Raw genomic sequence first — 24,612 nt, forward strand, 5'->3', positions numbered from 1 at the left:
GCGCCCTCCGGCTGAAGTTCTGTTTTATCAACACGTTGCGTTGGAGATGAAAGAGAATGACCGACACCCTCATCCAGGTCGACCTGACCCAGTCCCCCTACGAGAACAAGCAGATCCACAACCGCTGGCATCCGGACATCCCGATGGCCGTCTGGGTCAAGCCCGGCGACGATTTCATCCTGGAAACCTACGACTGGACCGGCGGCGCCATCAAGAACGATGACAGCGCCGACGACGTGCGCGATGTCGACCTGTCGACCGTGCACTTCCTGTCCGGCCCGGTCGGCGTCGAAGGCGCCGAGCCCGGCGACCTGCTGGTGGTGGACCTGCTGGACATCGGCGCCAAGCCCGACAGCCTGTGGGGCTTCAACGGCTTCTTCAGCCGCAACAACGGCGGCGGCTTTCTCACCGACCATTTCCCCCATGCGCAGAAATCCATCTGGGATTTCCATGGCATGTTCACCTCGTCGCGGCACATTCCGGGCGTCAACTTCGCCGGCCTGATCCATCCCGGCCTGATCGGCTGCCTGCCCGACAGGAAGCTGCTGGACACCTGGAACCAGCGCGAGCAGGCGCTGATCGACACCAACCCGAACCGCGTGCCGCCGCTGGCCAATCCGCCAGCCCCCAAGACCGCGCACATGGGCGCGCTGCAGGGCGCCGACCGCGACCGCGCGGCGGGCGAGGGCGCGCGCACCGTGCCGCCGCGCGAGCATGGCGGCAACTGCGACATCAAGGACCTGTCGCGCGGGGCGCGGGTGTTCTTCCCGGTCTACGTCAAGGGCGGCGGCCTGTCGGTGGGCGACCTGCACTTCTCGCAGGGCGACGGCGAGATCACCTTCTGCGGCGCCATCGAGATGGCCGGCTGGGTGCACATGCGCGTCACGCTGATCAAGGGCGGCATGGACAAATACGCCATCCGCAACCCGATCTTCAAGCCCAGCCCGATCACGCCGGCCTACAAGGACTTTCTGATCTTCGAGGGCATCTCGGTGGACGAGGGCGGCAAGCAACACTACCTGGACGTGAACGTGGCCTATCGCCAGGCCTGCCTGAACGCCATCGAGTACCTGAAGAAATTCGGCTATTCGGGGGCGCAGGCCTATTCGCTCCTGGGCTGTGCGCCGGTGCAGGGGCATATCAGCGGGGTGGTGGACATTCCCAACTCCTGCGCCACGCTGTGGCTGCCGACCGAGATCTTCGATTTCGACATCCAGCCGTCGGCGTCGGGGCCGGTCAAGCACATCAAGGGCGGCGTCGACATGCCCTTGTCGCGCGACCGCTGAGGCCGGGACCAGGGAGACCGACATGCCCATGTATGACTACGCCTGCGCCGGCTGCGGCGAGTTCGCGGCGCTGCGGCCGCTGGCGCAATGGCGCGATCCGGCCGACTGCCCGCAATGTGGGGCCGCTTCGAACCGCATCGTCGGCGGCGCGCCCGCGATTTCGGCGCTGTCGTCGGCCGTCAATCGCGCCCATGCCGCCAACGAACGCAGCGCCAACGAACCGCGCAGCTCGCGTTCCGGGCACGGCATGAACTGCGGTTGTTGTTCGGGCGGACGCACGTCCGGCAAGACCCGCACCACGGCCGACGGCGCCAAGTCCTTCGCCGGTTCACGGCCCTGGATGATCAGCCACTGACGCCGTCCCGTCGATGGCGGCCCGCATGCCGGGGCGCCATCGACGGTTCGCCACGCGGCGGCGCGGCGCGTGATCCCGCCGCCTCGCTTTTTTTATTGCGGCGCGGCTTCCAGCGGCGCCACGGCGGCGCCCTGGATCTTGTGGCGCGCCAGCGCCTCGGCGACGAAACCGCTTTTCTTCATGGCTTCGACGAAGGCGGCCAGGTAGGCGCTGGCCTTGGCGCCACGGCTCTTGGGCACGCCCATGGCCTGGCGGATCAGCATGAAGTGGCCGTCCAGCAGGCGCAGGCCGCCCAGGCGCTGGGCGTCGGCCTGCAACTGCTGTTTGACGCCGGCGGCCACCTCCATGTTTTCTTTCAAGAAGGTGTCGACCACCGCGGGCGAGGTGGGCGCGCGGAACAGCTCGGCGTGCTTGATCTCGCGCGTCAGGTACAGGTCGTAGGCGCTGCCCTTGCCGACCACCACGCGCTGGCCGGCGCGGTCCACCTCTTCCATGCGGGTGATGGGCGAATCGTCGCGCACCAGATGGGCGCCCTCGATCACCACGTACGGCGCGGTGAAGGCGATCTGCTCGCCGCGCAGCGGGTCGATCGCGAAAAAGCCCACGTCGGCCTGCTCGGCGGCGACCGCGTTGACCGATTCGCCGGCGGACTTGAACACCACCAGCTCCAGCTTCACGTCCAGCCGGCGCGCCAGCTCGGTGGCCAGGTCGACCGACACGCCGCCGGGCGCGCCGGTGTCGGGATGGCTGTTGGCCAGGATCGGGTTGCCCAGGTTGATGGAGGCGCGCAGCGTGCCCGTCGGGGCAAACGCGTCGAGCAGTTCGTGATCGGTCTTCATGGAGCTTCCTTCCTCGGGGGGGCGCCGCCGGTGTCGCGGCATGTGCAGCCCAGAGAATAGCCGGAAGCGGGGCGCTTGCGTGCTGTCCGCGGCGCCGGCGGCTGGGCGCGAGGCCCGCCGCCGATGACGCCGCGCTATTGCGCGCGGCGCAGCACGTAGTGCGGCGCCAGCGGACCGGTGGGACGGGTGCCGTCGCGGTACAGCATGATCACCTGGTTCTCGGCGACGAAGTAACGCTGGCTGTCGCCGGAGGCGTCCAGCCGGATGGTGCTGCCGTCGGATTCCCAGCTGAAGGTGCCGGCCACCGCTTCGGGTTGCGGCTGGCGGTCCAGGTACTGGGTAGTGCGCTCGTAGCGGCCATCCTTCATCAGCGTCAGGCGGGAGCGGATGCCGGGGCAGTCGGCGCAGGGCAGGGTGCCTTCGTAGCTGCCGGGCCAGTCGAGCGCGTTGCGGGCCGTGTGGTTGTCCACGGGCACGGAACGGGCGGTGATGGGTTTGGACGGGGCGCAGCCGGCGAGCAGGGCGACTGTCAGGGTGCAGGTCAAGGTGGTTTTCATCATGGCGAGCTCCTGTGTAGCGGTGCGCCCACGATACGGACGCACGCCCATCCTTGCTGAAACGGGATGTAAAGGCAAGGCGCCGCGCGCCGGCGTGGGGCCGTTGCCACGGTGGCGCCTGGCGGCCGCGCCTGTCCGCCGCCGCCCGTCATCCTGGCCGTATCGGCGCGGCGCGCCGCGGCGGCCCGCGTTACGCTCATCGGCAGGCCCGCGGCATCGTGCCGCGGGCGCGAAGGAGCGTCATCATGCAAGGAAGCTGTCTGTGCGGCGCCGTGGCCTACGAGGCGGACCGCCTGGCCGGGCCCATCGTCCATTGCCATTGCGCCACGTGCCGCAAGGCGCATGCGGCCGCGTTCGCCTCGACCGCGCGGGTGGCGCGCGAGGATTTCCGCTGGACCCGCGGCGCGGACGCGCTGGGCGCTTATGAATCGTCGCCCGGCAAGATCCGCCATTTCTGCACCCGCTGCGGCGCGCACCTGATGGCGCACTGGGTGGCGCAGCCGCAGGTGATCCTGCGCGTGGCGACGCTGGACGACGATCCCGGCGCGCGGCCGCTCGCTCACATCCACACCGCCCACGACGTGCCGTGGCTCGATCATGGGCCGGGCGTTCCGGCCTATCCGGACACCGTGCCGGGATAGCGCGCGTCGCCGTCCCATTCCCGACGCGTGGCGCATGCGCTACGCTAGCGATCTTTGCGCGCCGGCGTGGCGCGCCGCGAGGAAGCCGCAATGAAAGGCGAACACCATTACGACGTCGGCGTGACCTGGACCGGCAATACCGGCAAGGGCACCGTCAGCTACACCGCATATGCCCGCGACCACGTGATCCAGTCGCCGGGCAAGCCCGATATCGCCGGCTCGGCCGATCCCGCGTTCCGTGGCGACCCGGCGCGCTGGAATCCCGAGGACCTGCTGGTGGCCTCGCTATCGGCCTGCCACAAGCTCTGGTACCTGCACCTGTGCGCGGTCGAGAACATCATCGTCACGGCCTACCGCGACGACGCCCACGGCGTCATGCGCGAAGACCCCGAGCGCGGCGGCGCCTTCGCCTCGGTCACGCTGCGGCCCGAGGTCTCCATCGCCGCGGGCGGCGATGCCGGCCTGGCCGAAGCGCTGCACGCTCGCGCCCATCATTTCTGCTATATCGCCAATTCGGTGAATTTCCCGGTGCTGTGCGAGCCGCGCATCGTGGTGGCCGGCTGACTCCGTCATTTGAAAAGGGTTTGCAATGCTGACGATCTGGGGCCGGCGCAGTTCCTTCAACGTGCAGAAGGTCTTGTGGCTGGCGGGCGAACTGGGCCTGACCTATGAACACGTGCTGGCCGGCGGCCAGCACGGCCTGCTCGATACGCCCGAGTTCCTGCGGATGAATCCGCATGGCCGGGTGCCGCTGCTGCGCGAGGGCGACACGGTGGTGTGGGAGTCCCACGCGATCCTGCGCTATCTGGCCGCGCGCCATGGCGCCGAGGCTTTCTGGCCGGCCGATCCGGCGCGGCGCGCGCGCGCCGACGGCTGGATGGACTGGGCCCAGACGGCGCTGCAGCCGGCGTTCCTGGTGGGCGTGTTCTGGGGCTACTACCGCACCCCCGAGCCGCAGCGCGACCTGGCCGCCATCGACCGCGCCCTGGCGAACACGCACGCCTGCCTGCGCCAGCTGGACGCCGTGCTGGCCACGCAACCCTATCTGGGCGGCGAGGCGCTGACGCTGGCCGACATTCCCGCGGCCACCGCGCTGTACCGCTATTACGAGCTGGACATCGCCCACGCGCCGCTACCGAACGTGCGCGCCTGGTACGAGCGGCTGCAACAACGCCCCGCCTATCGCGAACACGTCATGGTGCCGTTCGGCGAACTGAAGGGGCGCCTGGACTTCTGAGCGGCGCGAGCCTGTTAAGCTGTGGACGGCCGGGGCAAGCATGCGCCGGCGCTTCCTTTTCAACGCCTTTCGCATCATGTCCCTTCCTCTCGCCGACTGGTCCCGGCAGGCTCCCGACCTGGGCATCGCCGGCCTGCGCCTGCGCCCCCTGCGCGACGCCGATGCCGCCGCCTGGCACGCCTATCTCAACGACGACAACGTGACCCGCCACACCAGCTGGCAACTGGACGGCGCGGACGCGCTGGCCGGGCTGATCCGGGGCTACGAGGATCCGGTCGCCACGCGCGCGATGCGCCTGGCGATCGTCGAGGCCGATGACCGCCTGATCGGCACCATCGGCCTGAACGAGATCACGCCGGGCGCGCGCCGCGCCGAGATCGCCTACGACCTGGCGCCGTCGCATTGGCGCCGCGGCATTGCCTCGCAGGCGTGCGAGGCGGTCACCGGCTGGGCCTTGCAGACGCTGGGCCTGGCTCGCGTGCAGGCCACGGTGCTCGATACCAATGTCGCGTCGGCCGGCGTGCTGGAGCGCTGCCGCTTCCAGCGCGAGGGGCTGCTGCACCATTACCGCCAGGTGCGCGGCGAGCCGCGCCACTTCTGGATGTACGCCCGCATCTGGCCGCCGGCGACGCAAGGCGCCGAATGCGGCTAGTCCGCCACTGAACGAGGAAACCATGAAGTCCGCCCTGATCGTGATCGACGTGCAACGCGCCCTGTTCGAGACCACGCCCGAACCCGCCGACGCCGGCGCCGTGCTGGCGCGCATCAACGACTTGGCCGAGCGCGCCCGCGCCGCGGCCGTGCCCGTCATCTACGTGCAGCATGAGGCGCCCGGCAGCCCGCTGGCGCATGGCGAGCCGGGCTGGCACCTGGATACGCGGCTGCGGCCGGCCGAGGGCGATGCCCGCGTCTACAAGACCACGCCGGACTCGTTCCTGCGCACCGGCCTGGCGGACGCGCTGTCGCGGGCCGGGGCCACGCACCTGGTGGTGTGCGGCTACGCCAGCGAGTTCTGCGTCGACACCACCGTGCGCCGCGCCGCGGCGCTGGGCTATCCGGTGACGCTGGCGGCCGACGCCCACACCACCCAGGACAAGGCGCACGCGCCCGGCGCGCAGATCCGCGCGCACCATAACGCCACGCTGTCGTCGATCTCCAGCTTCGGCGTGAAGATCGCCGCCGTGCCCGCCGCCGACATCGCGTTCGGCGCCGCGCCGGCAAGGTAGGGCGCATGGATCCCGAACTGCTGCAGCTGCTGGTGACGCGCGCCATGCCTTTCGGCAAGTACCAGGGGCGGCTGATCGCCGACCTGCCGGGCCCGTACCTGGCCTGGTTCGCGCGCAAGGGCTTTCCGCCGGGCGAGCTGGGGCGTTTGCTGGCGCTGATGCACGAGCTGGACCACAACGGCCTCGCTTCCTTACTGGCGCCTTTACGAAAGCCGCCCGGCAAGCCGCCGGCGCCGCGCTGAGGCGGCCGCGGGAAACCGCAAGAAACAAATCTCATCGCCCGCGTAGCGTCTTGGCACCTTCCGCGGCCGCGCCCGCGGCTACGATAGACCGGCGCGCCACCGTGCCGAGTATCGGGCCCGGGCGCGCGCTCAACGAAGAGAGGTCGACATGAAGAAACTCCCGATCACCGCCGTCCTGCTGGTCCTGGCCTGCCTGGGCGGCGCGGCGCAGGCGCAGAGCGCGGCGCCGGTCACGCAGGAATACCAGTATCCCAGCCAGCGTTCCAAGGACGGCAGCCTGTCGCCGCCTTCCACCTTGCGCATGACCGTGACGCCCGATCCCAACGCCGCGCCGCCGGTCGTGATCCGCGATTCGCCCGAGAGCCAGGCCGAGTACGTGCGTTGCCGCGAAGTCTCGGACCGCGCCGCGGTGTCCAATGCCCAGATGCAGGCCGGCGTCGCCCAGTGCCTGCGCGAACTGGAACAGCGCCGCCAGCAGTAGCGTGGCACGCGCGCGCCGCGGAGATTGGCGCGGCCCGGTGGCGGGCCGTGCCGTCCGCGGCGGCGGACCTCAGGCGGCCCCGGCCGCGGCGGCGCGCGCCGAACCGCGCGCCCAGTGCCAGGTCATCAGGCCCGCGGCCAGCACCACCGGCAGCATGGCCGCGTTCAGGGCTTCCCAGCCGAACGCGTCCAGCGCCGGTCCGGCCGCCAGCGTGGCTAGGGCGGTGGCGGCGTAGCGCAGCATCTCCGCCGCGCCCTGGGCGCGGGCGCGCTCCGACGGCCGGTACGACTGCGCCAAGAGCGTGGTGCCGCCCACGAACATGAAGTTCCATCCCACCCCCAGGCAGAACAGCGCCGCGTAGAACGCCGGCAGCGAGGGCGAGGCCATCGCGATCAGCGAGCAGGCCACGTTCAGCAGCATGCCCGCGCCGAGCACCCGCGGCAGACCGAAGCGCTGGATCAGCGTGCCGGCGAAGAACGCCGGCGCATACATGCCCACCAGGTGCCACTGCATGATGTTGGCGCCGTCGCCGATGCTGTGGCTGCAGGCCACCGCCGCCAGCGGCGCGGCGGTCATGATGAACATCATCGACACCGAGCCCACCACGTTGTTGGCCAGCGCGGCGACGAACACCGGCTGGCGCGCCACCTCGCCGAGCGGCCGCGCCGGCAGGCCGGCCTGCGCGTCGGCCGCCGCCGCGGGCGCGTCGGTATCGCGGTAGAAGCCGAACAGCAGGGCGGCGGACAGCAGCGCCAGCAACGCCACCATCAGGTAGGCGCCGGCGAAGGTCACCGGCGCGAACAGGTCGCGGCTCCAGGCCGCCAGCGCCGGGCCGGCGATCGCGGCGATGACGCCGCCGGTCATCACCACGGAAATCGCGCGGCTCTTGGCGGCCGGTTCGACCGCGTCCGCCGCCGCCAGCCGGTAGTACTGGGCGAACGCCTGGAACACGCCGACCAGCGCGGTGCCGGCGCAGAACATCCAGAAGTCCGAATGGAACACCGCCCACACCGAAATGCCGCCCCCCGCCGCGCCGGCCAGCGCGCCCAGCGCGAAGCCGTTGCGGCGGCCGATGCGCTGCATCAGCAGCGAGGCGAACCAGGTGACCAGCGCGCCGGCCACCGTGATCAGCGCGAAGGGCAGGGTGGACAGCGCCTTGTCGGGGGCCAGCATGTGGCCGGTCAGGGCCGTCAGCGTCAGGTCGATCGAGATGGCGGCGATGAACAGGCCCCGGCATACGGCCAGGATGCGGGCGTTGCGGCGGCCGATGGCCAGGGAAGGCGAGGCAGGCATGAGGACTCGGAGCGAGGACGTGAAGGATGGGTCGAACACGCCGCCCACGGCGCGAGGCCGGGGATTGCGGTTTGACAGGGCTCACTCTAGCGGCGCACACTTTGGCGTAAATGACATAATTCCCTCGATAAACGCCAATCCCCCTCGGCCCTCCCATGACCCACGCCGTAACGTTCCTGCTGGTGCCCGATTTCCAGCTGCTCGACATGTCCGGCCCCGCCGCCGTATTCCAGACCGCCGGCTCGCTGGCGCGCCGCGCGGGCGCGCCAGCCTACGCCGTGCAAGCGGTATCGGAAGCGGGCGGCGAGGTGCGCAGCTCCTGCGGCATCGGCGTGCTGACCACGCCGTGGCGCGGCGCGCCGGTGGACACCCTGGTGGTGCCCGGCGGCGAGGGCGCGCGCGAAAGCGCCCTCAGCCCCGCCATGCGCGCCTACCTGCATGCCCAGCGCCAGGCGGGCCGGCGATTGGCCAGCGTCTGCACCGGCGCCCGCGTGCTGGCCGCCGCGGGCCTGCTCGACGGCCTGCGCGCCACCACCCACTGGCGCCACGCCGCCGCGCTGGCGCGCAACCACCCCGCCGTCCGCGTGCAGGCCGACCGCATCCACGTGCGCGACGGCGATACCTGGACCTCGGCGGGCATCACCGCCGGCATCGACCTGGCGCTGGCGATGGTCGAGGCCGACCTGGGCGCGGAGGTCGCCGCCGAGACCGCGCGCGAGATGGTGGTCTATCACCGGCGCTCGGGCGGCCAGTCGCAGTTCTCGGCGCTGCAGGACCTGGCGCCCGACAGCGAGCGCATGCGCGCGGTGCTGGAGCACATCCGCGGCAACCTGGGCGCGGCCCTGACGGTGGAACACCTGGCGGAGGTGGCCTGCGTCAGCCCGCGCCAGTTCCTGCGCAGCTTCAAGGCCGAAACCGGCGAGACGCCCGCCAAGGCGGTCGAGCGCATCCGCGCCCAGACCGCGCGGGCGCAGATCGAAAGCGGCGATGGCAGCATCGACAGCGTGGCGCGGCGGGTCGGCTTCACCGACAGCGAACGGATGCGGCGCGCCTTCCTGCGGGTCTACGGCCAGCCGCCGCAAGCCATGCGCCGCGCCGCGCGCAGCCAGGGTTGGCGCGACAGCTCGGAAAACGGTAATAATATTCACTCTCAATAAAGGGGCTCGCCGCGTCGGGTCCGCCGCCGTGACCCATCCGCCCCCCGTACTCGACTGGACCGTTCCCGCCGCCACGCCCGCGATGTCGCTGGCCGGCGGCACCTTGCGTTTCGAGCGCGAGGAACGGATGCTGGAGGACCTGGCGCCGGGCCTGAAGCTCGTCGTGGTGCTGGAAGGCGAGCTGCGCTATCGCGTGCCGGGCGCGCCGGCCGCGCAGGTCAGCGGCCCCTCGCTGCACCTGAGCCTGTGCCGCGACCCGCTGCGCATGGAACACGAATTCGGCGCGCGCCGCGCATTGCGCTTCGTGTCGCTGCGCACCTCGCTGGACCATCTGCGCGAATCGCTGTCGCTCGAACCGGCCGACATTGCGGGGCTGCTGCGCGCGCCGCGCGGCGATGCGGCCTATGCCGATGCCAACCTGCGGCTGGCGGCGCCCTTGCAGGCGCTGGGCCGGCAGATGCTGGCCTGCCCGATGCAGGGCGCGCTCAAGCGCATGTACCTGTCCGCCAAGGCCCTGGAGCTGACCGCGCTGGCGCTGGCCGCGCTGCAACCGGCGCCGGCGGCGCCCGCCGCGGCCGGCCTGTCGCGCGCCGACATCGAGCGCCTGCACCATGCGCGCGACCTGGTGCTGGCCGATCTGCAGCATCCGCCCGCCTTGCCCGCGCTGGCGCGCCGCGCCGGCATCAACGTCAACAAGCTCACCACCGGTTTTCGCCAGCTGTTCGGCTGCAGCGTCTACGCCTTCGTGCGCGAGCAGCGCATGGCGCAGGCGCACGCGCTGCTCGCCGCCGGCGCCATGAGCGTGTCGGAAGCCGCCTACGCCTGCGGCTACACCGATTCGCACTTCAGCAAGGCCTTCCAGCGCCGCTACGGCGTGCTGCCCAGCGCGTTGGCCGCCGGTCGCTGAACGCGCCGCCGGTCGCGGGCTCGCTTCCGTGAACCGTCCTGCCGGATCGCGCGCCTGCGCGATCGCCATGGCAAGAGTCTTGCAAACGCGTGAGCGTTGCGGTTTCTCCTCCAAATTACATGAGAATAATTCTCTGTATCAAAGAGGGAGAAGTACCCATGCGTTCACGCATCAGGAACACGGCGCGCATCGCGGTGGCGCGCCATTGGCCGTTGTGGCTGGCGCTGGCGGCGGGGCCGGCGCTGGCCGACGACGCCCGGGACGCGGCCACGCTGCCGGCGGTCACGGTCAGCGGCGAGCGCGAGGCGGCCGCCGCGCCGCAACCGACTCTGGGCAAGCTGCCCTTGAGCGTGCGCGAGACGCCGCAGTCGATCTCCGTGATCGGCCTGCAACAGATCCGCCAGCAGAACCTGCAAACCCTGGACGACGTCATGCGGCACGCCACCGGCATCACGGTGCAGCCGCACAATCGCCTGACCACCGGCTACTACTCGCGCGGCTTCAAGATCGACGCGTTCGAGCAGGACGGCGTGCCGAGCATGATGGGTAACGTGGCCGCGGGGCCCGAAGACATCGCCGTCTTCGAACGCATCGAGATCCTGCGCGGCGCCAACGGCCTGTTGCATGGCGCCGGCAATCCGGCGGCCACCGTCAACCTGGTGCGCAAGCGGCCGCAACGCGAATTCACCTTCGGCGGCGAACTCAGCGCCGGCAGTTGGGACCGCTATCGCGGCATGGCGGACCTGGGCGGTCCGCTCAACGACAGCGGCAGCGTGCGCGGCCGCGTCGTCGGCGTGCTGGAGGACCGCGGCTTCTTCTACCAGGCCGCGAACCAGAAGACCGGGCTGTTCTACGGCGTCGGCGAGGTCGACCTGGGGCCGGACACGGTCCTGTCGGCCGGCCTCCAGACCCAGCAGGTGCGTTCCAATCCGCCGCCCAGCATGGGCGGCCTGCCGCGCTACAAGGACGGCAGCCCGCTTGGCCTGAAGCGCTCGACCAACCTCGAATCCATCGACAGCCATTCCAACTGGAACACCACGCGCGTGTTCGCCGACCTGGAGCACCGCTTCGGCCAGGGCTGGACCGCCAGGCTCAGCGTCAATCACCTCAAGTCCGACTCCGAGATGAAGTACCTCACCGGCATGGGCGGGGTCGATCCGAAGACGGGCGCCGGCACGACGCTCTACGGCCAGGGCATCCGCTACGACAACAGCCAGACCAGCTTCGACGCCTATGCCAGCGGGCCGATCGAACTGTTCGGCCGGCGCCACGAGCTGCTGGTCGGCGCCAATTCGTTGCGCACGTCATGGGAGAACTCGAACGCCGTCGCGCTCGGCGGCGTCCATGGCACGCCCATCGACGTGTTCAACTGGAATCCGCATGATGTGCCCCGTTACGACGTCGGCCCCTACACGTCCGATGGCAGGAATCCGGAGCGCGAGCAGGGCCTGTACGGCATGGGCCGCTTCTCGCTGGCCGATCCCTTGACGCTGGTGCTGGGCGGCCGCCTGGACTGGAGCCATCTGGCGTCGCCCACCGCCGAGAAGCGCGTCAACGCCAAGTTCACGCCCTACGGCGGACTGATCTTCGACCTGGATCGCCAATGGTCGCTGTACGGCAGCTACGCGCAGGTATTCAAGCCGCAGAGCGACAGGAACCGCAAGGGCGAGATGCTCGATCCAATGACCGGCACGAATTACGAGGCTGGCATCAAGGGCGAACTGGCGGACGCGTTGAACGTGTCCCTGGCGCTGTTCCAGATCGACCAGAAGGATCGCGCGCAGGCCGAGCCGTCGGTGGTGCCCTGCCGGGGCCGCAACTGCCCCTCCATTTCCGGCGGAAAAGTGCGCAGCCGGGGTTTTGAACTCGAGGCGATTGGCGACATCACGCCCTACTGGAACCTGATGGCGGGCTATACCTTCAACACCACCCGCTACCTGACCGACACCCGTTCGGCGGGCCAGCCTCTCGCCAGCTTCGCTCCCAGGCACATGTTCCGCCTTTGGACCGAGTACGCCTTGCCGGCGCTGGCAAGGCGCCTGAGCGTGGGCGGGGGCGTGCAGGTGCAGTCGGGCTTCTACAACGTCTCCGGGCCCATCACGCTGCGCCAGGGCGGCTACGCGCTGGCCGACATGCGCGTGGCCTATCGCGTCGACAAACACGTGACGGTGGCGCTGAACGCCAACAACCTGTTCGACCGCGTCTACTACCAGCGCCTGAGCGACGCCAACTGGACCAACTACTACGGTGAGCCGCGCAACTTCATGCTGACGGTGCGCGCCGAGTACTGACCGCCGTCATTGCGCCGGTCAGGGCGCGTCGCGCGACACGCCCTGGCCGGCGCCGGCCGCCTCGCCGGCAAAAACTTCCGCAATCGATAGCGGGACTTCCGCAATCGCCAGTGGCGCGCCGCGCCGCTCCCTAGAATGGTTTGAGAATAATTCTCAACAACCAGGAAAGAGGAACGGCGGTGCGATCAAGGTTCAGGAACGGGGCGGCGCGGCCGCGCAAGGGCGGGGCGCGTCATTGGCCGGTCTGGCTGGCGTTGACGGCGGCGGGGCCGGCGCTGGCGCAGGCGGCGGGCGATGCGGCGACGCTGCCGGCGGTCACCGTCAGCGGTGAATCCGCGGCGAGCCCGCAGACGCCCACGATGGGCAAGCTGCCGCTGACGGTGCGCGAGACGCCGCAATCGATCACGGTCATTGGCCAGGAGCAGATGCGGCAGCAGAACCTGCAAAGCCTGGACGAGGTCATGCAGCACGCCACCGGCATCACGGTGCAGCCCTATCAGCTGCTGACCACCGCCTATTACGCCCGCGGCTTCAAGGTCGATTCGTACGAGCAGGACGGCGTGCCGGTGCTGATGGGCAACATGGCCGCGTCGCCGCAGGACATGGCGGTGTACGAGCGCGTCGAGATCCTGCGCGGCGCCAACGGCCTGCTGCACGGCGCCGGCAACCCGGCGGCCACCGTCAACCTGGTGCGCAAGCGGCCGCAGCGTGAGTTCGCTTTCAGCGGCGCGCTCAGCGCCGGCAGCTGGGACCGCTACCGCGCCGAGGCCGATCTGGGCGGCCCGCTCAACGACAGCGGCAGCGTGCGCGGCCGCCTCGTCACGGCGGTCGAGGACCGCGGCTATTTCTACGACGTGGCGGACCAGAAGTCGGCGCTGTTCTACGGCATCGGCGAGGTCGACCTGGGCCCGGATACGGTGCTGTCGGCCGGCCTGCAATACCAGCGCATCCGCTCCACCACCAACATGGCGGGCGTGCCGCGCTACAAGGACGGCGGCGACATCGGGCTGAAGCGCTCGACCTACCTGGACGCGGCCTGGGACCGCTTCAACTGGAACACCACGCGGGTGTTCGCGGATCTGGAGCACCGCTTCGGCCAGGGCTGGAGCGCCAAGGTCAGCGCCAACTATCTCACCGCCGACAGCAACCTGAAGTACGCCGGCGCCTACGGCGCCATCGACCGCCAGACCGGCCTGGGCTCGGCGCTGATGGGCGGCGCCTACAAGTTCGACAACACCCAGGCCAGCGTCGACGCCTATGTCAGCGGCCCGGTGCAACTGTTCGGCCGCCGCCACGAACTGCTGTTCGGCGGCAATGCCCAGCGCACCACGACCGAGCAGTACACCGGCCAGCTGACGCCGGCGCTGCGCGTGCCGGTGAACGTGTTCGACTGGGACCCGCATGGCGTGCCGGAGCCGGGCGTCGGCCCCTACACTTCGCCGGGCGAGACGCGAGCCCGCCAGCAGGGCGTCTACGGCATGGGGCGCTTCTCGCTGGCCGATCCGCTGACGCTGGTGCTGGGCGGACGCATGAGCTGGTGGAACCAGGACGCGCCCGGTTCGCGCCAGCGCATCGATCCCGAATTCACGCCCTACGGCGGGCTGATCGTCGACCTGGACCGCCAGTGGTCGCTGTACGGCAGCTATGCCGAGGTGTTCCAGCCGCAGAGCCAGCTGACGCGCGACGGCCAGGGGCTGGACCCGGTCACCGGCACCAACTACGAAGCTGGCATCAAGGGTGAACTGATGGACGGCGCGCTGAACGTATCGCTGGCCGCGTTCCAGATCCGCCAGAAGAACCGCGCGCAGCAGGATCCGGACTGGCCCTGCGTCGGCCAGAACTGCTACTACGTGGCGGGCGGCGAGGTGCGCAGCCGCGGCTTCGAGGCCGAGGCCAGCGGCAGCATCACGCCGTACTGGACGGTGGCGGCCGGCTACACCTTCAACACCAGCAAGTACCTGACCGACACGCAGGCCGGCGGCCAGCCCTTCGCCAGTTTCACGCCCAGGCACATCTTCCGCCTGTGGACCAACTATGCGCTGCCGACGATGCAGCGGCGCCTGAGCGTGGGCGGCGGCCTGCAGGTGCAGTCCGGCTATTCGACCGTGTCGGGTCCGGTCACGCTGCGCCAGGGCGGCTACGCGCTGGTGGACCTGCGCCTGGCCTACCGCGTCGACAAGCACCTGACCGCGGCGCTGAACGTCAACAACGTGTTCGACCGCGGCTACTACCAGAGCCTGTCGGGCACGGCCTGGAACAACCGCTACGGCGAACCGCGCAACGTCATGCTGACCCTGCGGGCCGAGTACTGAGCGGTGTGCGATCGATGGATGGCGCGGGCGCGCCGTCCATCCCTTTTTTCAAGGAGAGACAACGTGGCTGCAACGACGCCCGTGCCAGTGTTCGACTGGCTCGATCATTTCATGGCGCTGGCCGGCGATGGCGGCATGCGCGACATCGGCAGGCTGCGGCGCCTGGCGCCGCACGAAGGCTGGCTGGTCGGCATCAAGGCCGCGGCCAGCGACGCCGACGTGCACGGCGACGTCTGGGAACGGCATCCGGCCGGCGAGGAAATGCTCTGTGTGCTGGAAGGCCGCGTGGTGCTGACGCTGATGGACGAGGCCGGCGTCGAGACCGACGTGCTGCTGGACGCGCGGCGCGGCGCCGTGGTGCCGCGCGGCGTCTGGCACCGCCTGCACGTGGCCTGTCCGGCCCGCATCCTGTTCGTCACGCCCGGGCAGGGCAGTGAACACCGCCGCGTGGGCGCGGCAACGCAAGCTTGAAGGAAATCGACGTGAAGCAAACCGCGAATGCGCGCCTGTTCATCATGATCGGCGCGCTCTATTTTTCCCAGGGCATTCCGCTGGGGGTGGCGATGGAGGCGCTGCCGACGCTGCTGCGGCGCGACGGCGCGCCGTTGCACGCGCTGGCCTGGCTGCCGCTGGTGGGGCTGCCCTGGGTGTTGAAATTCCTGTGGGCGCCGGTCGTCGACAACCGCTACCGGCCGGCGCTGGGCCGGCGCCGCAGCTGGATCCTGCCGATGCAGGGCATCGTGCTGGCGTGCCTGGCGGCGGTGGCCGTGACCGGCGTGTCCGCGGCCAGCGCGCCGTGGGTGGTGGCGCTGATGGCGCTGGCCTCGCTGGCCAGCGCCACGCAGGACATCGCCACCGACGGCCTGACCGCCGAGCGCTTCGAGGGCCAGGCGCTGGCGCGCGCCAACGCGGTGCAGGTGGGCGGCACCATGATCGGCTTTTTCGCCGGCGGGCCGGGCTGCCTGGTGCTGGCGGGCTGGCTGGGGCAGGGCGGCGCGCTGGCGCTGCTGGCCGCGGTGGTCGCGTTCAGCCTGTTGATGGCGTCGGGCTGGCGCGAAACCGCGCTGCCCGCCGCCGTCCGGCGCGCCACGCTGGCCGGCTTCGCGCGCCGGCCGGGCGGCTGGGCGCTGGCGCTGGCGGCGTTCCTGTCGGCGATGACGGCGGTGGCGGGCTATGGCCTGTCCAAGCTGTTCCTGGTGGACGCGGGCTGGGCGGTGGAGGCGGTGGGACGGCTCGGCATGGCCGGGGGCGCGGTGACCGTGCTGCTGGGCTGCGGCGGCGGCGCCTGGCTGGTCGGACGCATCGGCGCGCGCGGCGCGCTGGCGCTTGGCCTGGCGGCCTCGGGCGCGGCGGCGCTGGCGTGGCTGGCGCAGGCCCAGGGCTGGGCGCCGCAGCCGACGGCCGCGGCCTACGCGGCGCAGGCGTTGGGCGCCTTTGGCGCCGGCGCGGCCTCGGTGGCGATGATGACGCTGGCGATGCGCTTTGCCGCGCGCGGCGCGCAGGCCGGCACCGACATGACCGCGGTCCAGAGCGCGCGCGACCTGGGCGAGATCCTGACCTCGTCGCTCATCACCGGCGTGGCCGCCCGGATGGGGTACGTCACCGGTTTTTCCGGCGGCTTGCTGGCCGCCGCCGTGACGCTGGTTTTCGTGGCCGTGGCGCTGCGCCGCCCGGGCTGACATGGCGTTTCGGGCGGTTGCGGCTACACTTGTGCGCCGTTTTGCTTTCAGCCCCCCGAATTTCCATGATTTCCACCGCATGCGGCGTCGACTTCGGCACGTCGAACTCCACCGTCGGCTGGAGCCGCCCCGACCAGCGCGCGCTCCTCGCCCTTGAAGACGGCAAGACCACCTTGCCCTCGGCCATCTTCTTCCATGACGAAGACGCCGAGGTCAGCTACGGCCGGGCGGCCATCTCCGACTACCTGGCGGGCTACGACGGGCGCCTGATGCGCTCGATGAAAAGCCTGCTGGGCAGCTCGCTGATCGATGGCTCGACGGAAGTGCAGGGCCGCTCGATCCCGTTCCGCGTGCTGCTGACGCGTTTCATCGCCGAACTCAAGCGCCGCGCCGAGACCGCCGCCGGCCGCGACTTCACGCGCGCCGTGCTGGGTCGGCCGGTGTTCTTCGTCGACGACAACCCCGCCGCCGACCAGACCGCCCAGGACACGCTGGGCGAGATCGCGCGCAGCGTCGGCTTCACCGACATCGAATTCCAGTTCGAGCCGCTGGCCGCGGCCTTCGACTACGAGTCGCAGATCGACCGCGAGGAACTGGTGCTGGTCATCGACATCGGCGGCGGCACCTCGGACTTCTCGCTGATCCGCCTGGGGCCGGGCCGCGCCGCCAAGCCGGATCGCCGCGAGGACATCCTGGCCTACGGCGGCGTGCACATCGGCGGCGTGCACATCGGCGGCGTGGACTTCGACAAGCAGCTCAGCCTGGCGCACGTCATGCCGCTGCTGGGCCTGGGCAGCCAGTTGCGCAGCGGCAAGGACGTGCCGTCCACGCAGTACGGCAACCTGGCCTGCTGGCACACCATCAACCAGGCCTACACCCGCAAGGCCGCCGAACACTTTGCCTACATCCGCGCCGAAGCCGGCGACCGCGACAAGATCGACCTGCTGCTGAACCTGGTCAAGCAGCGCGCCGGCCACTGGGTGGCGGTGCAGGTCGAAGAGACCAAGATCGCGCTGTCCGAAGGTCCCGCCGCGCGCATCGACCTGTCGCGCATCGCGCCCGAGCTGGGCGTGGAGGTGACGCGGCCGTCGTTCGACGCGAGCGTGGCGCGGCTGATCGAGAAGATCGAGCAGACCGTCGGCGTCCTGATGCGCGACGCGGGCGTCGCGCCCGCCGACGTGGACACGGTGTTCTTCACCGGCGGTTCGAGCCGCGTGCCGCGCCTGCGCGATTGCGTCTCGGCGCTGGTGCCGCAGGCGCGCAGCGTCGAGGGCGACCTGTTCGGCAGCATCGGCGCCGGCCTGGCGCTGGACGCCCGTCGCAAGTTCGACTGACAGGCCGCCCGCGATGCCGGTTCGCCACCGTGCGTGCCGGCATCGGGCAGCGCCGGGTTGTGGCGCGTTGCGCCGATTCGCGTGGCGCGGCCCGCTTGGCCGCTATTTCGCCAGCATCGCCGGCACCTGTGCCGCCAGCGCGTCGATCGCGGCGCGCGTCTTGGACGGCAGGTAGCGCGCCTGCGGCCAGACGGCATGCACGTCCTGCGCCGCCATGCGGTCGCCGTGCATCAATACCTCCAGCTCGCCGCTGCGCACGTAGTGCGTCAGCATCCAGCACGGCAGCCATGCCAGCCCGGCGCCCGCGATGGCGGCATCGGCAATGGCCTGCAGGTCGTCGAGCCGCAGCCGCGGCGGCAGGTGCAGCTGGATCACCTGGCCATCCGGTCCCATCACCGACCAGCCTTTCTCGACGCCGCCGTGGGCATAGACCACGCCGGCGTGCTGGCGTATCTCGTCCAGCGTGACGGGGCGTCCGTGCCCGGCGATGTAGGCCGGCGCGGCGCCGATGCCCATGGTCTGCAGGCCCAGGCGGCGCGCCGCCAGGCTGGAGCTGTCGGGCAGCGGGCCGATGCGGATGCCCAGGTCGTAGCCTTCCTCGATCAGGTCCACCACGCGATCGTTGAATGAAATGTCGATCTGCAGCTGCGGGTGCTGCGCGGCCAGTTCGCGCAGCACCGGCGCCACGCAGTGGCGGCCGAACACCAGCGGCGCGCTGACCCGCAGCCGTCCGCGCGGCGCGCGCCGGCCGCTGTCCAGTTCCGCCTCGGCGTCGTAGAGCTCGGCCAGCGCCCGCACGCAGCGGTCGTAGTAGGCCTGGCCGGCGTCGGTCAGGCTTTGCTGGCGCGTGGTGCGGTGGAACAGCCGCGCGCCCAGCCGCGCTTCGAGTCGGGCGATCGATTTGCCGACCGCCGAGCGCGTCAGGTTCAGGCGGTCGGCCGCCAGCGCGAAGCTGCCGGCTTCGGCGGCCTGCACGAAGACCTCGATGCCGCCCAGGCGGTCGTGGGAGTAGGGAGTGGCCATGGGGTGTCCTGCGGGGTATTGGTTCCAATAGGGCGACATTCAAGTGAATAAATGCCGCCACTGGGTAGTCTGGTTCCCTTATATCGTACCCATACCGCGCCGTCCCGTGTTGGACGGCGTTTCCCGAATCACCCAGAGGACATCATCATGCAGGCATACCAGATCACCGCCGGCCAAGGCATCGGCTCGCTGCAGCGCGTGGAGCGAGCGGCGCGCGAACCCGGCCCCTTCGAGGTGCGCGTGCGCATCAAGGCCGTCTCGCTGAATTTCCGCGACCTGATGGTCGCCCGCGGCGATTACCTGAAGGTGGCCGGCAGCCCCGTGGTGCCCGCTTCCGACGCCGCCGGCGAGGTGCTGGCGGTGGGCGCCGGCGTCACGCGCTTCAAGGCGGGCGACCGCGTCATGGGCGCCTTCCTGCCGGACTGGATCGACGGCGAGCCCACGCCCGCCAACACCGCGCGGGCACCTGGCGCCGCCAGCGACGGCGTGCTGGCCAGCGAAGTCGTCTTCTCCGAGCACTCCCTGGTGGCCATTCCCGATTCCCTGTCGGACGAGCAGGCCGCGACCCTGCCGTGCGCCGCCGTCACCGCCTGGAACGCGCTGTTCGTCGCCGGCCGCGCCCGCGCCGGCCAGACCGCGCTGTTGCTGGGCACCGGCGGGGTCTCGATCTGGGGCCTGCAACTGGCCAAGGCGACGGGCCTGCGCGCCATCATCACCTCGTCCAGCGCCGCCAAGCTGGCGCGGGCGCGCGAACTGGGCGCGGATGACCTGATCAACTACCGCGAAACGCCGGAATGGCAGGACGAAGTGCTGCGCGCGACCGGCGGCGAGGGCGCCCACGTGGTGCTGGAAGTGGGCGGCGAAGGCACGCTGCAACGCTCGATCGCGGCGGTGCGTCATGGCGGCGCGGTCGGCATCATTGGCGGCGTCAGCGGCTTTGCTTCGGTGCCGGTGTCGCCGCTGGCGCTGATCGCCGGCAACAAGCGCCTGGAAGGCATTTTCGTGGGCAGCCGCAAGATGCTGGAAGACGTGACGCGGCTGGTCGACCGCGCCCGCATCGCGCCGGTGATCGACCGCGTCTACGGGTTCGACGAGGCGCCGGCCGCGTTCGAGCACCTGGCCTCGGGCCGCCACTTCGGCAAGATCGTGATCCGCGTCGGCGGCTGAACGCCGCGTGGCCGGCGGCGCGGCATCGGCGCAGTCATGACGGGCCCGATGGTAAGCTGCAAGCTCTTCGCGCCGGCCGCCTTGCGCGCCGGCGCCTGCCTCTTCCCACGCCGCGCCATGACCGACAAGCCCGATTCCCATCTGTTCGAAGAGCGCGTCTCCAGCGAGGCCGCTTACGACGGCCGCTTCCTCAAGATCCGCAACGACACCGTCCGCCTGCCCAACGGCCACACCTCGACGCGCGAATACGTGGTGCATCCGGGCGCGGTGGTGGTGATTCCGCTGCTCGATGACGGCCGCGTGCTGCTCGAACGCCAGTACCGCTATCCGATCGGCCGCGTCATGACCGAATTCCCCGCCGGCAAGCTCGATCCGGGCGAAGACCCGCTGGCCTGCGGCAAGCGCGAACTGCTCGAGGAAACCGGCTACACCGCCACCCAGTGGGCCCGCGCCGGCGCGCTGCACCTGGCCATCGCCTATTCCACCGAGATCGTCCACATCTACTTCGCGCGCGGCCTGCGCGCCGGTCCGCAACAGCTGGACCAGGATGAATTCCTCGATGTCTTCAGCGCCCATCCGGACGAACTGTTCGCGGCCTGCGCCAAGGGCGAGGTCACTGACGCCAAGACCCTGACCTGCTCGCTGTGGCTGCAGAACGTGCTGTCCGGCGCCTGGCAGCTGGACTGGCAGGAGCAGCCCGCCTGAGCGGGCCGCGGCCTTCCAGGGCCTGCCCTGAAGGCCGGCCCGCGCCGCTGTCTTCACAAGACGAACGATCCCGCGACCATGCCCGTCTTTCCCGTCCTGGTGCAACCGTCCGGCCTGTGCTTCGAGGCGGATGCCGATTCGACCCTGCTGGCGGCCGCCCAGGCCGCCGGCATCAAGCTGCCCAGTTCCTGCCGCAACGGCACCTGTCGCGCCTGCATGTGCCTGATGCTGGAAGGCGAGATCGCCTACCGCATCGAATGGCCGGGCCTGTCGCGCGACGAGAAGGAAGAGGGCTGGATCCTGCCGTGCGTGGCGCAGGCCCGTTCGCCATTGGAAATCCAGTCGCTCCAGGCCGCGCCCCTTGAGCCCGCGCCGCCGGCGCCGCCGCGGCCGCTGACGGGCGCGCGGCGCTAGGGCCTGGCGACGGCCAGCGGCGTCTGGCGTTGCCCCAGATGCCGGGCGCGGCGTTTGCGGGCCCAGAGCAACACCCCGGTGACGCTGAGCATGGCCGTCACCAGTCCCAGCGCCGACATCAGGATGCGTCCGGGCAGGCCGAGGATGCGGCCGGTGTGCAGCGGCAACTGCGCCTGCAGGAACAGGTCGCCGGCGCTGCCGCGGCCGGGAACGCGGTCGCCGATCACCTGGCCGCTCTGGCTGTCCAGGTAGATCCACGGGCGCCCCAGCCCCGACGGCGTGTCGTCGCCGGGCTCGAAGAAATTCACGCCATACAGGCCGTAGGGCGCGCTGTAGAACAGGGCCCCGGCCGGCAGCGTCCAGCCCCGCAGGCGCGCCTGCGCGCGGCCGATCTCCAGCGCCTGGCCGCGCGTGATCCCCGGCTCCTGGAACGCCGCTGGCGGCGCGGGCCGGCGCAGGGCGAAGATGTCCGGCGTCAGCGGCGAGAAAAACGCCACCAGCGGCCGCACCACCTCGCGTCCCAGGTTCATCGACACCGACGTCACCGCGACCATCAGCAGCAGGCCCCACACCCACACGCCGCCGGAACGGTGCAGGTCGAAGACCAGCTTGGGCCGCCCCTGGCGCAGCCGGAACGACAGCGACTTGCGCCACGCCTTGCGGCTGGGAAACGAGATCGCCAGCGCGATCAGGCTGTCCAGCGCCCACACGATCGCGACGATGCCCATGAACCAGGTGCCCAGTTCCACCCGGCCGATATCGGGCAGGTGCAGGGTGTAGTGCAGCTTGTACAGGAACGGCATCAGGTTCTCGCGCGCCAGCGACACCCGGCCCCATTCGCGCGCGCCACGCACGGCGCCGGTCGCCGGATCGAGCGTGACCTGGTTGAAGTCCAGCGGGTAGGGCCGTCTCGTGGCCGGATCGATGCGCGGCACCACCGATACGCCGAGCGCATGGCCCGGCTCCACCGCCAGCGGCAGATAGGCCACGCGCAGGCGCGGGTCGGCCGCCTCCAGCCCGTCGGCCAGCGCCAGCGCGGACCGTGGCGTGGCGCCGGCCGCGGCGGGCGCGTCGAACAGCTGCGGGTTGAGCCATTCGTCCAGCTCGTGATCCCACGAGATGATGGCGCCGGTCAGGCCTGACACGAACAGGAACAGCGCCAGGAACAGGCCGGCCCAGCGATGCAGGCGGCGTAGCAGGGCCATCGCGTCGACCTACCAGCGATACGTGGTGCTGAGCAGCAGCGTACGGCGCGGACCGTAGTAGCAGGCGTTCAGGGGCGAGCCGCCGCATGGGTTCGCCACGTACAGTTTGTCGAACAGGTTGGCGACCTTGAATTGCATGCGCCAGTGCGCGTTCGGCTCATAGCCCAGCACCATGTCGTACGCGGTGTACGCGGGCGTCTTGACCGAGGTGGCGTAGGCGTTGTCCGGATCCGCCGCGGTCGGGCCGTAGTCCAGCGTGCTGCCCATGTAGCGCACCCCGCCGCCGATCGACACGCCGCGCAGCGCCGTCGAGGCCAGCCGGTAGTTCACCCACAGCGATGCCATGTGGCGCGGCGAGGTCGTGCCCCAACCGTCCTGCGGCCGCGTGCCTTCCTGCCCGGGGGTGTTGCTGCGCGTGACCTTCGTATCCAGGAAGGTGTAGCTGGCCAGCACCGACCATTGCGGCGTCGGTTCCCAGGTGCCTTCCAGTTCGATGCCGCGCGAGCGCACCTGCCCGGCCTGGATCGAGTTGGTCGGGTCGTTCGGATCCTGCGTCAGCACGTTGTTCTGGCGGATGTCGTAGACCGACGCCGTCAGCATCATGTGCTCGCCCGGCGGCTGGTAGCGCAGGCCGGCTTCCACGCTGCGGCCGCGGGTGGGCTGGTAGGGCGAGCCGTCCTTGCTGGCCTGCGCCGTCGGCTGGAACGATTCGGCGTAGTTGACGAACGGCGACAGGCCGTTGTCGGCGCGGTAGAGCGCGCCGGCCTGGTAGGTGGTGGCGCTGTCGCGCTGGTTCAGGTCCAGCGTGCCCAGCGGATCGCGCGTCTCGGTGCGGGCGCGGTCGTGGCGCACGCCGCCGCGCAGGATCCAGTGTTCGCCCAGCGACAGGCGGTCCTGGAAGTAGATGCCGGTCTGGCGCGCGGTGACGTCGCGGGCCCAGGGCGAGGTGGGGTCGGGTATCGGCTGGCCGTACTGCGGGTCCAGGATGTCCAGCACCGGGGCGCTGCCCGACCACTGGCGGTCGTTGTAGCGCGTCAGGCTGGCGTCCAGGCCGACCAGCAGCCGATGCGTGACCGGGCCGGTCTGCGCGGTCCAGGCGAGCTGGTTGTCCATGGTGTAGACGCGCGAGCGCAGCTGATTGCGGTTGGCGTCGCGATAGAGCAGGTGACCGCTTTCGTCCAGGTCGTAGTCATCGTTCAGCAGGGCGCGGCCGCGCACGTACTTGGCGTCGTAGTTCATCGTTTCGACCCGCAGTCCCTGGCGGAACACGGCATCGCCGCCGAGTTTGTACTCGAGCAGCGTGCCCAGCGATTTCTGGGTCCGGTCGAAGCGGTTGAAGTCCGGCTCGCCCGGATAGAAGCTGGAGCTGATCTGGCCCCACGGGCTGGAGAACAGCGTGCCCGTGCGCGGGTACCACAGGCCCCACGCGGCGCGGTCGTGCTGGTAGTTGGCCAGCACGGTCAGCGACAGGTCGGCGTTGGGCTTCCAGGTCAGCGCGGGGGCGATGTAGGCGTGGTCGTCCGGCGCATAGCGCATCTGCGTGTCGCTGTCGCGCACGTTGCCGGTCAGGCGGTACAGCAGGGTGCCGTCCGCCGTGGCCGGTCCGCCCAGGTCGAACTGGGCCTGCTTGCGGTCGTGGCTGCCCACGCCCAGCGTCACTTCGTGCAGCGGGTCGTCGGTGGGCCGCTTGGTGACCGCGTTGATCAGGCCGCCGGGCGAATTCTGGCCGTACAGCACCGAGCTGGGGCCCTTGAGCACTTCCAGCCGCTCCAGGCCGTAGGAGTCGATGCGCATGCCGATCTTGCTGCCGGAGGCCCGCAGGCCGTCGCGGTACATGCCGAACACCGACTGGTTGAAGCCGCGCATGGTGATCCAGTCATAGCGCGGGTCCTCGCCGTAGGCCGAGGTGTTGACGCCGGCGACGTAATGCAGCGCATCGGTGATGGTCTGCGCGCCCTGGTCGTTCATCTGGTCGCGCGTGACCACCGTCACGGATTGCGGCGTTTCCGCCAGGGCGGAATCGTCCTTGCCCGCCGCCATGGTGCGGGTGGCGATGTAGCCGCTGACCGGTCCGACCGGCGATTCGCGGTTGCCGTTCACCGTGATCGACGGCAGCACGGCGGCGTCGCCCGGGGCGGGCTGCGGCGCGGGCTCCAGCGTGTAGCCGCCACCCGCGCCGATGCGTGCCTGCAGCCCGGTGCCCGCCAGCAGCGCCCGCAACGCGGCCGGCGCGCTGTACACCCCCTGCACGCCGGGGCTGG

At 70.5% G+C, this 24,612-nt stretch carries 25 protein-coding genes; 19 read left to right on the forward strand and 6 right to left on the reverse strand.

What is annotated here, in order from left to right; genetic code table 11:
- The first annotated feature begins 56 nt into the window (after window positions 1-56).
- On the forward strand, window positions 57-1,286 hold the full coding sequence (gene fmdA, locus AOZ49_RS24355) for a formamidase (RefSeq protein ID WP_054430275.1): 1,230 nt from the start codon (window positions 57-59) through the stop codon (window positions 1,284-1,286).
- A gap of 22 nt (window positions 1,287-1,308) precedes the next feature.
- A complete protein-coding gene (locus AOZ49_RS24360; RefSeq protein ID WP_054478249.1) occupies window positions 1,309-1,641 on the forward strand; it encodes an FmdB family zinc ribbon protein in 333 nt (110 codons plus the stop codon).
- A 92-nt stretch (window positions 1,642-1,733) separates the two neighbouring features.
- On the opposite strand, the gene AOZ49_RS24365 is transcribed toward AOZ49_RS24360, so the two are convergent.
- Complete coding sequence (locus AOZ49_RS24365) at window positions 1,734-2,480, reverse strand: ABC transporter substrate-binding protein (protein ID WP_054478250.1); 747 nt, start codon at window positions 2,478-2,480, stop codon at window positions 1,734-1,736.
- A 134-nt stretch (window positions 2,481-2,614) separates the two neighbouring features.
- Entirely contained in the window at window positions 2,615-3,040 is a 426-nt protein-coding gene (locus tag AOZ49_RS24370) for a copper resistance protein NlpE (protein WP_054478251.1), read from the reverse strand.
- Window positions 3,041-3,282: 242 nt separating this feature from the next.
- Here AOZ49_RS24370 and AOZ49_RS24375 point away from each other — a divergent pair, with 242 nt between their 5' ends.
- The 7 genes from AOZ49_RS24375 to AOZ49_RS24405 all read left to right on the forward strand — a co-directional run bounded on the left by AOZ49_RS24375 (window position 3,283) and on the right by AOZ49_RS24405 (window position 6,864).
- A complete protein-coding gene (locus AOZ49_RS24375) occupies window positions 3,283-3,678 on the forward strand; it encodes a GFA family protein (RefSeq protein WP_054478253.1) in 396 nt (131 codons plus the stop codon).
- 90 nt (window positions 3,679-3,768) lie between these two features.
- Complete coding sequence (locus AOZ49_RS24380; RefSeq protein WP_054478256.1) at window positions 3,769-4,242, forward strand: OsmC family protein; 474 nt, start codon at window positions 3,769-3,771, stop codon at window positions 4,240-4,242.
- Between the two features lie 25 nt (window positions 4,243-4,267).
- Complete coding sequence (locus AOZ49_RS24385) at window positions 4,268-4,915, forward strand: glutathione S-transferase family protein (protein ID WP_054430261.1); 648 nt, start codon at window positions 4,268-4,270, stop codon at window positions 4,913-4,915.
- 76 nt (window positions 4,916-4,991) lie between these two features.
- Window positions 4,992-5,567, forward strand: coding sequence for a GNAT family N-acetyltransferase (locus AOZ49_RS24390; protein WP_054478305.1), 576 nt, complete (start codon window positions 4,992-4,994; stop codon window positions 5,565-5,567).
- 22 nt (window positions 5,568-5,589) lie between these two features.
- The gene (locus AOZ49_RS24395; protein WP_054478258.1) at window positions 5,590-6,141 is read left to right on the forward strand and encodes a cysteine hydrolase family protein; all 552 of its coding nucleotides are present in this window, start codon (window positions 5,590-5,592) and stop codon (window positions 6,139-6,141) included.
- Between the two features lie 5 nt (window positions 6,142-6,146).
- The gene (locus AOZ49_RS24400; RefSeq protein WP_054430257.1) at window positions 6,147-6,383 is read left to right on the forward strand and encodes a DUF3820 family protein; all 237 of its coding nucleotides are present in this window, start codon (window positions 6,147-6,149) and stop codon (window positions 6,381-6,383) included.
- A 148-nt stretch (window positions 6,384-6,531) separates the two neighbouring features.
- Window positions 6,532-6,864, forward strand: a complete 333-nt coding sequence (locus AOZ49_RS24405; RefSeq protein WP_054478259.1) for a hypothetical protein — start codon at window positions 6,532-6,534, stop codon at window positions 6,862-6,864.
- A 69-nt stretch (window positions 6,865-6,933) separates the two neighbouring features.
- Here the strand turns inward: AOZ49_RS24405 and AOZ49_RS24410 are convergent, their stop codons facing one another.
- Window positions 6,934-8,157 carry an MFS transporter gene (locus AOZ49_RS24410; RefSeq protein ID WP_054478260.1) on the reverse strand — a complete coding sequence of 408 codons (1,224 nt, stop codon included), beginning with the start codon at window positions 8,155-8,157 and terminating at the stop codon, window positions 6,934-6,936.
- Between the two features lie 155 nt (window positions 8,158-8,312).
- Here AOZ49_RS24410 and AOZ49_RS24415 point away from each other — a divergent pair, with 155 nt between their 5' ends.
- The 7 genes from AOZ49_RS24415 (at window position 8,313) to AOZ49_RS24445 (ending at window position 17,837) form a co-directional block, all read left to right on the forward strand.
- Window positions 8,313-9,314 carry a GlxA family transcriptional regulator gene (locus AOZ49_RS24415; protein ID WP_054478261.1) on the forward strand — a complete coding sequence of 334 codons (1,002 nt, stop codon included), beginning with the start codon at window positions 8,313-8,315 and terminating at the stop codon, window positions 9,312-9,314.
- A 28-nt stretch (window positions 9,315-9,342) separates the two neighbouring features.
- Window positions 9,343-10,221 (forward strand): helix-turn-helix transcriptional regulator, encoded by an 879-nt coding sequence (locus tag AOZ49_RS24420; RefSeq protein WP_231689766.1) that lies wholly within the window; start codon window positions 9,343-9,345, stop codon window positions 10,219-10,221.
- A 158-nt stretch (window positions 10,222-10,379) separates the two neighbouring features.
- Window positions 10,380-12,512 (forward strand): TonB-dependent siderophore receptor, encoded by a 2,133-nt coding sequence (locus AOZ49_RS24425; RefSeq protein WP_082380575.1) that lies wholly within the window; start codon window positions 10,380-10,382, stop codon window positions 12,510-12,512.
- Between the two features lie 179 nt (window positions 12,513-12,691).
- A complete protein-coding gene (locus tag AOZ49_RS24430) occupies window positions 12,692-14,824 on the forward strand; it encodes a TonB-dependent siderophore receptor (protein ID WP_156350000.1) in 2,133 nt (710 codons plus the stop codon).
- 63 nt (window positions 14,825-14,887) lie between these two features.
- Window positions 14,888-15,295: a cupin domain-containing protein gene (locus AOZ49_RS24435; protein ID WP_231690434.1), complete on the forward strand. Its 408-nt coding sequence runs from the start codon at window positions 14,888-14,890 to the stop codon at window positions 15,293-15,295.
- Between the two features lie 44 nt (window positions 15,296-15,339).
- Window positions 15,340-16,503, forward strand: coding sequence for a RhtX/FptX family siderophore transporter (locus AOZ49_RS24440; RefSeq protein ID WP_054430348.1), 1,164 nt, complete (start codon window positions 15,340-15,342; stop codon window positions 16,501-16,503).
- Window positions 16,504-16,568: 65 nt separating this feature from the next.
- Window positions 16,569-17,837: an Hsp70 family protein gene (locus AOZ49_RS24445; RefSeq protein WP_054478267.1), complete on the forward strand. Its 1,269-nt coding sequence runs from the start codon at window positions 16,569-16,571 to the stop codon at window positions 17,835-17,837.
- Between the two features lie 102 nt (window positions 17,838-17,939).
- Here the strand turns inward: AOZ49_RS24445 and AOZ49_RS24450 are convergent, their stop codons facing one another.
- Window positions 17,940-18,860: a LysR family transcriptional regulator gene (locus AOZ49_RS24450; RefSeq protein WP_054478270.1), complete on the reverse strand. Its 921-nt coding sequence runs from the start codon at window positions 18,858-18,860 to the stop codon at window positions 17,940-17,942.
- Window positions 18,861-19,007: 147 nt separating this feature from the next.
- Here AOZ49_RS24450 and AOZ49_RS24455 point away from each other — a divergent pair, with 147 nt between their 5' ends.
- The 3 genes from AOZ49_RS24455 to AOZ49_RS24465 all read left to right on the forward strand — a co-directional run bounded on the left by AOZ49_RS24455 (window position 19,008) and on the right by AOZ49_RS24465 (window position 21,146).
- Window positions 19,008-20,027 (forward strand): zinc-dependent alcohol dehydrogenase family protein, encoded by a 1,020-nt coding sequence (locus AOZ49_RS24455; protein ID WP_054478271.1) that lies wholly within the window; start codon window positions 19,008-19,010, stop codon window positions 20,025-20,027.
- Between the two features lie 117 nt (window positions 20,028-20,144).
- On the forward strand, window positions 20,145-20,732 hold the full coding sequence (locus AOZ49_RS24460; RefSeq protein WP_054478312.1) for an NUDIX domain-containing protein: 588 nt from the start codon (window positions 20,145-20,147) through the stop codon (window positions 20,730-20,732).
- Between the two features lie 78 nt (window positions 20,733-20,810).
- Window positions 20,811-21,146, forward strand: a complete 336-nt coding sequence (locus AOZ49_RS24465; RefSeq protein WP_054478272.1) for a 2Fe-2S iron-sulfur cluster-binding protein — start codon at window positions 20,811-20,813, stop codon at window positions 21,144-21,146.
- Here the strand turns inward: AOZ49_RS24465 and AOZ49_RS24470 are convergent.
- Both AOZ49_RS24470 and AOZ49_RS24475 read right to left on the reverse strand, forming a co-directional pair.
- Complete coding sequence (locus AOZ49_RS24470; RefSeq protein ID WP_054478274.1) at window positions 21,143-22,351, reverse strand: PepSY-associated TM helix domain-containing protein; 1,209 nt, start codon at window positions 22,349-22,351, stop codon at window positions 21,143-21,145. The genes AOZ49_RS24465 and AOZ49_RS24470 overlap by 4 nt on opposite strands.
- Before the next feature lie 9 nt (window positions 22,352-22,360).
- Window positions 22,361-24,612, reverse strand: a 2,252-nt coding sequence (locus AOZ49_RS24475) for a TonB-dependent siderophore receptor (RefSeq protein WP_054478276.1), incomplete at its 5' end; no start/stop codon positions are given.

Source organism: Achromobacter sp. 2789STDY5608615 (genome assembly GCF_001298995.1).
Classification (GTDB): Bacteria; Pseudomonadota; Gammaproteobacteria; order Burkholderiales; family Burkholderiaceae_B; genus Achromobacter; species Achromobacter insuavis.

What these genes read in the sequence shown, in the direction of transcription:
- fmdA (WP_054430275.1), top strand. Translation starts at nt 57, where the DNA reads ATGACCGACACCCTCATCCAGGTCGACCTGACCCAGTCCCCCTACGAG.
- AOZ49_RS24360 (WP_054478249.1), top strand. Translation starts at nt 1,309, where the DNA reads ATGCCCATGTATGACTACGCCTGCGCCGGCTGCGGCGAGTTCGCGGCG.
- AOZ49_RS24365 (WP_054478250.1), bottom strand. Translation starts at nt 2,480, where the DNA reads ATGAAGACCGATCACGAACTGCTCGACGCGTTTGCCCCGACGGGCACG.
- AOZ49_RS24370 (WP_054478251.1), bottom strand. Translation starts at nt 3,040, where the DNA reads ATGATGAAAACCACCTTGACCTGCACCCTGACAGTCGCCCTGCTCGCC.
- AOZ49_RS24375 (WP_054478253.1), top strand. Translation starts at nt 3,283, where the DNA reads ATGCAAGGAAGCTGTCTGTGCGGCGCCGTGGCCTACGAGGCGGACCGC.
- AOZ49_RS24380 (WP_054478256.1), top strand. Translation starts at nt 3,769, where the DNA reads ATGAAAGGCGAACACCATTACGACGTCGGCGTGACCTGGACCGGCAAT.
- AOZ49_RS24385 (WP_054430261.1), top strand. Translation starts at nt 4,268, where the DNA reads ATGCTGACGATCTGGGGCCGGCGCAGTTCCTTCAACGTGCAGAAGGTC.
- AOZ49_RS24390 (WP_054478305.1), top strand. Translation starts at nt 4,992, where the DNA reads ATGTCCCTTCCTCTCGCCGACTGGTCCCGGCAGGCTCCCGACCTGGGC.
- AOZ49_RS24395 (WP_054478258.1), top strand. Translation starts at nt 5,590, where the DNA reads ATGAAGTCCGCCCTGATCGTGATCGACGTGCAACGCGCCCTGTTCGAG.
- AOZ49_RS24400 (WP_054430257.1), top strand. Translation starts at nt 6,147, where the DNA reads ATGGATCCCGAACTGCTGCAGCTGCTGGTGACGCGCGCCATGCCTTTC.
- AOZ49_RS24405 (WP_054478259.1), top strand. Translation starts at nt 6,532, where the DNA reads ATGAAGAAACTCCCGATCACCGCCGTCCTGCTGGTCCTGGCCTGCCTG.
- AOZ49_RS24410 (WP_054478260.1), bottom strand. Translation starts at nt 8,157, where the DNA reads ATGCCTGCCTCGCCTTCCCTGGCCATCGGCCGCCGCAACGCCCGCATC.
- AOZ49_RS24415 (WP_054478261.1), top strand. Translation starts at nt 8,313, where the DNA reads ATGACCCACGCCGTAACGTTCCTGCTGGTGCCCGATTTCCAGCTGCTC.
- AOZ49_RS24425 (WP_082380575.1), top strand. Translation starts at nt 10,380, where the DNA reads ATGCGTTCACGCATCAGGAACACGGCGCGCATCGCGGTGGCGCGCCAT.
- AOZ49_RS24440 (WP_054430348.1), top strand. Translation starts at nt 15,340, where the DNA reads ATGATCGGCGCGCTCTATTTTTCCCAGGGCATTCCGCTGGGGGTGGCG.
- AOZ49_RS24445 (WP_054478267.1), top strand. Translation starts at nt 16,569, where the DNA reads ATGATTTCCACCGCATGCGGCGTCGACTTCGGCACGTCGAACTCCACC.
- AOZ49_RS24450 (WP_054478270.1), bottom strand. Translation starts at nt 18,860, where the DNA reads ATGGCCACTCCCTACTCCCACGACCGCCTGGGCGGCATCGAGGTCTTC.
- AOZ49_RS24455 (WP_054478271.1), top strand. Translation starts at nt 19,008, where the DNA reads ATGCAGGCATACCAGATCACCGCCGGCCAAGGCATCGGCTCGCTGCAG.
- AOZ49_RS24460 (WP_054478312.1), top strand. Translation starts at nt 20,145, where the DNA reads ATGACCGACAAGCCCGATTCCCATCTGTTCGAAGAGCGCGTCTCCAGC.
- AOZ49_RS24465 (WP_054478272.1), top strand. Translation starts at nt 20,811, where the DNA reads ATGCCCGTCTTTCCCGTCCTGGTGCAACCGTCCGGCCTGTGCTTCGAG.
- AOZ49_RS24470 (WP_054478274.1), bottom strand. Translation starts at nt 22,351, where the DNA reads ATGGCCCTGCTACGCCGCCTGCATCGCTGGGCCGGCCTGTTCCTGGCG.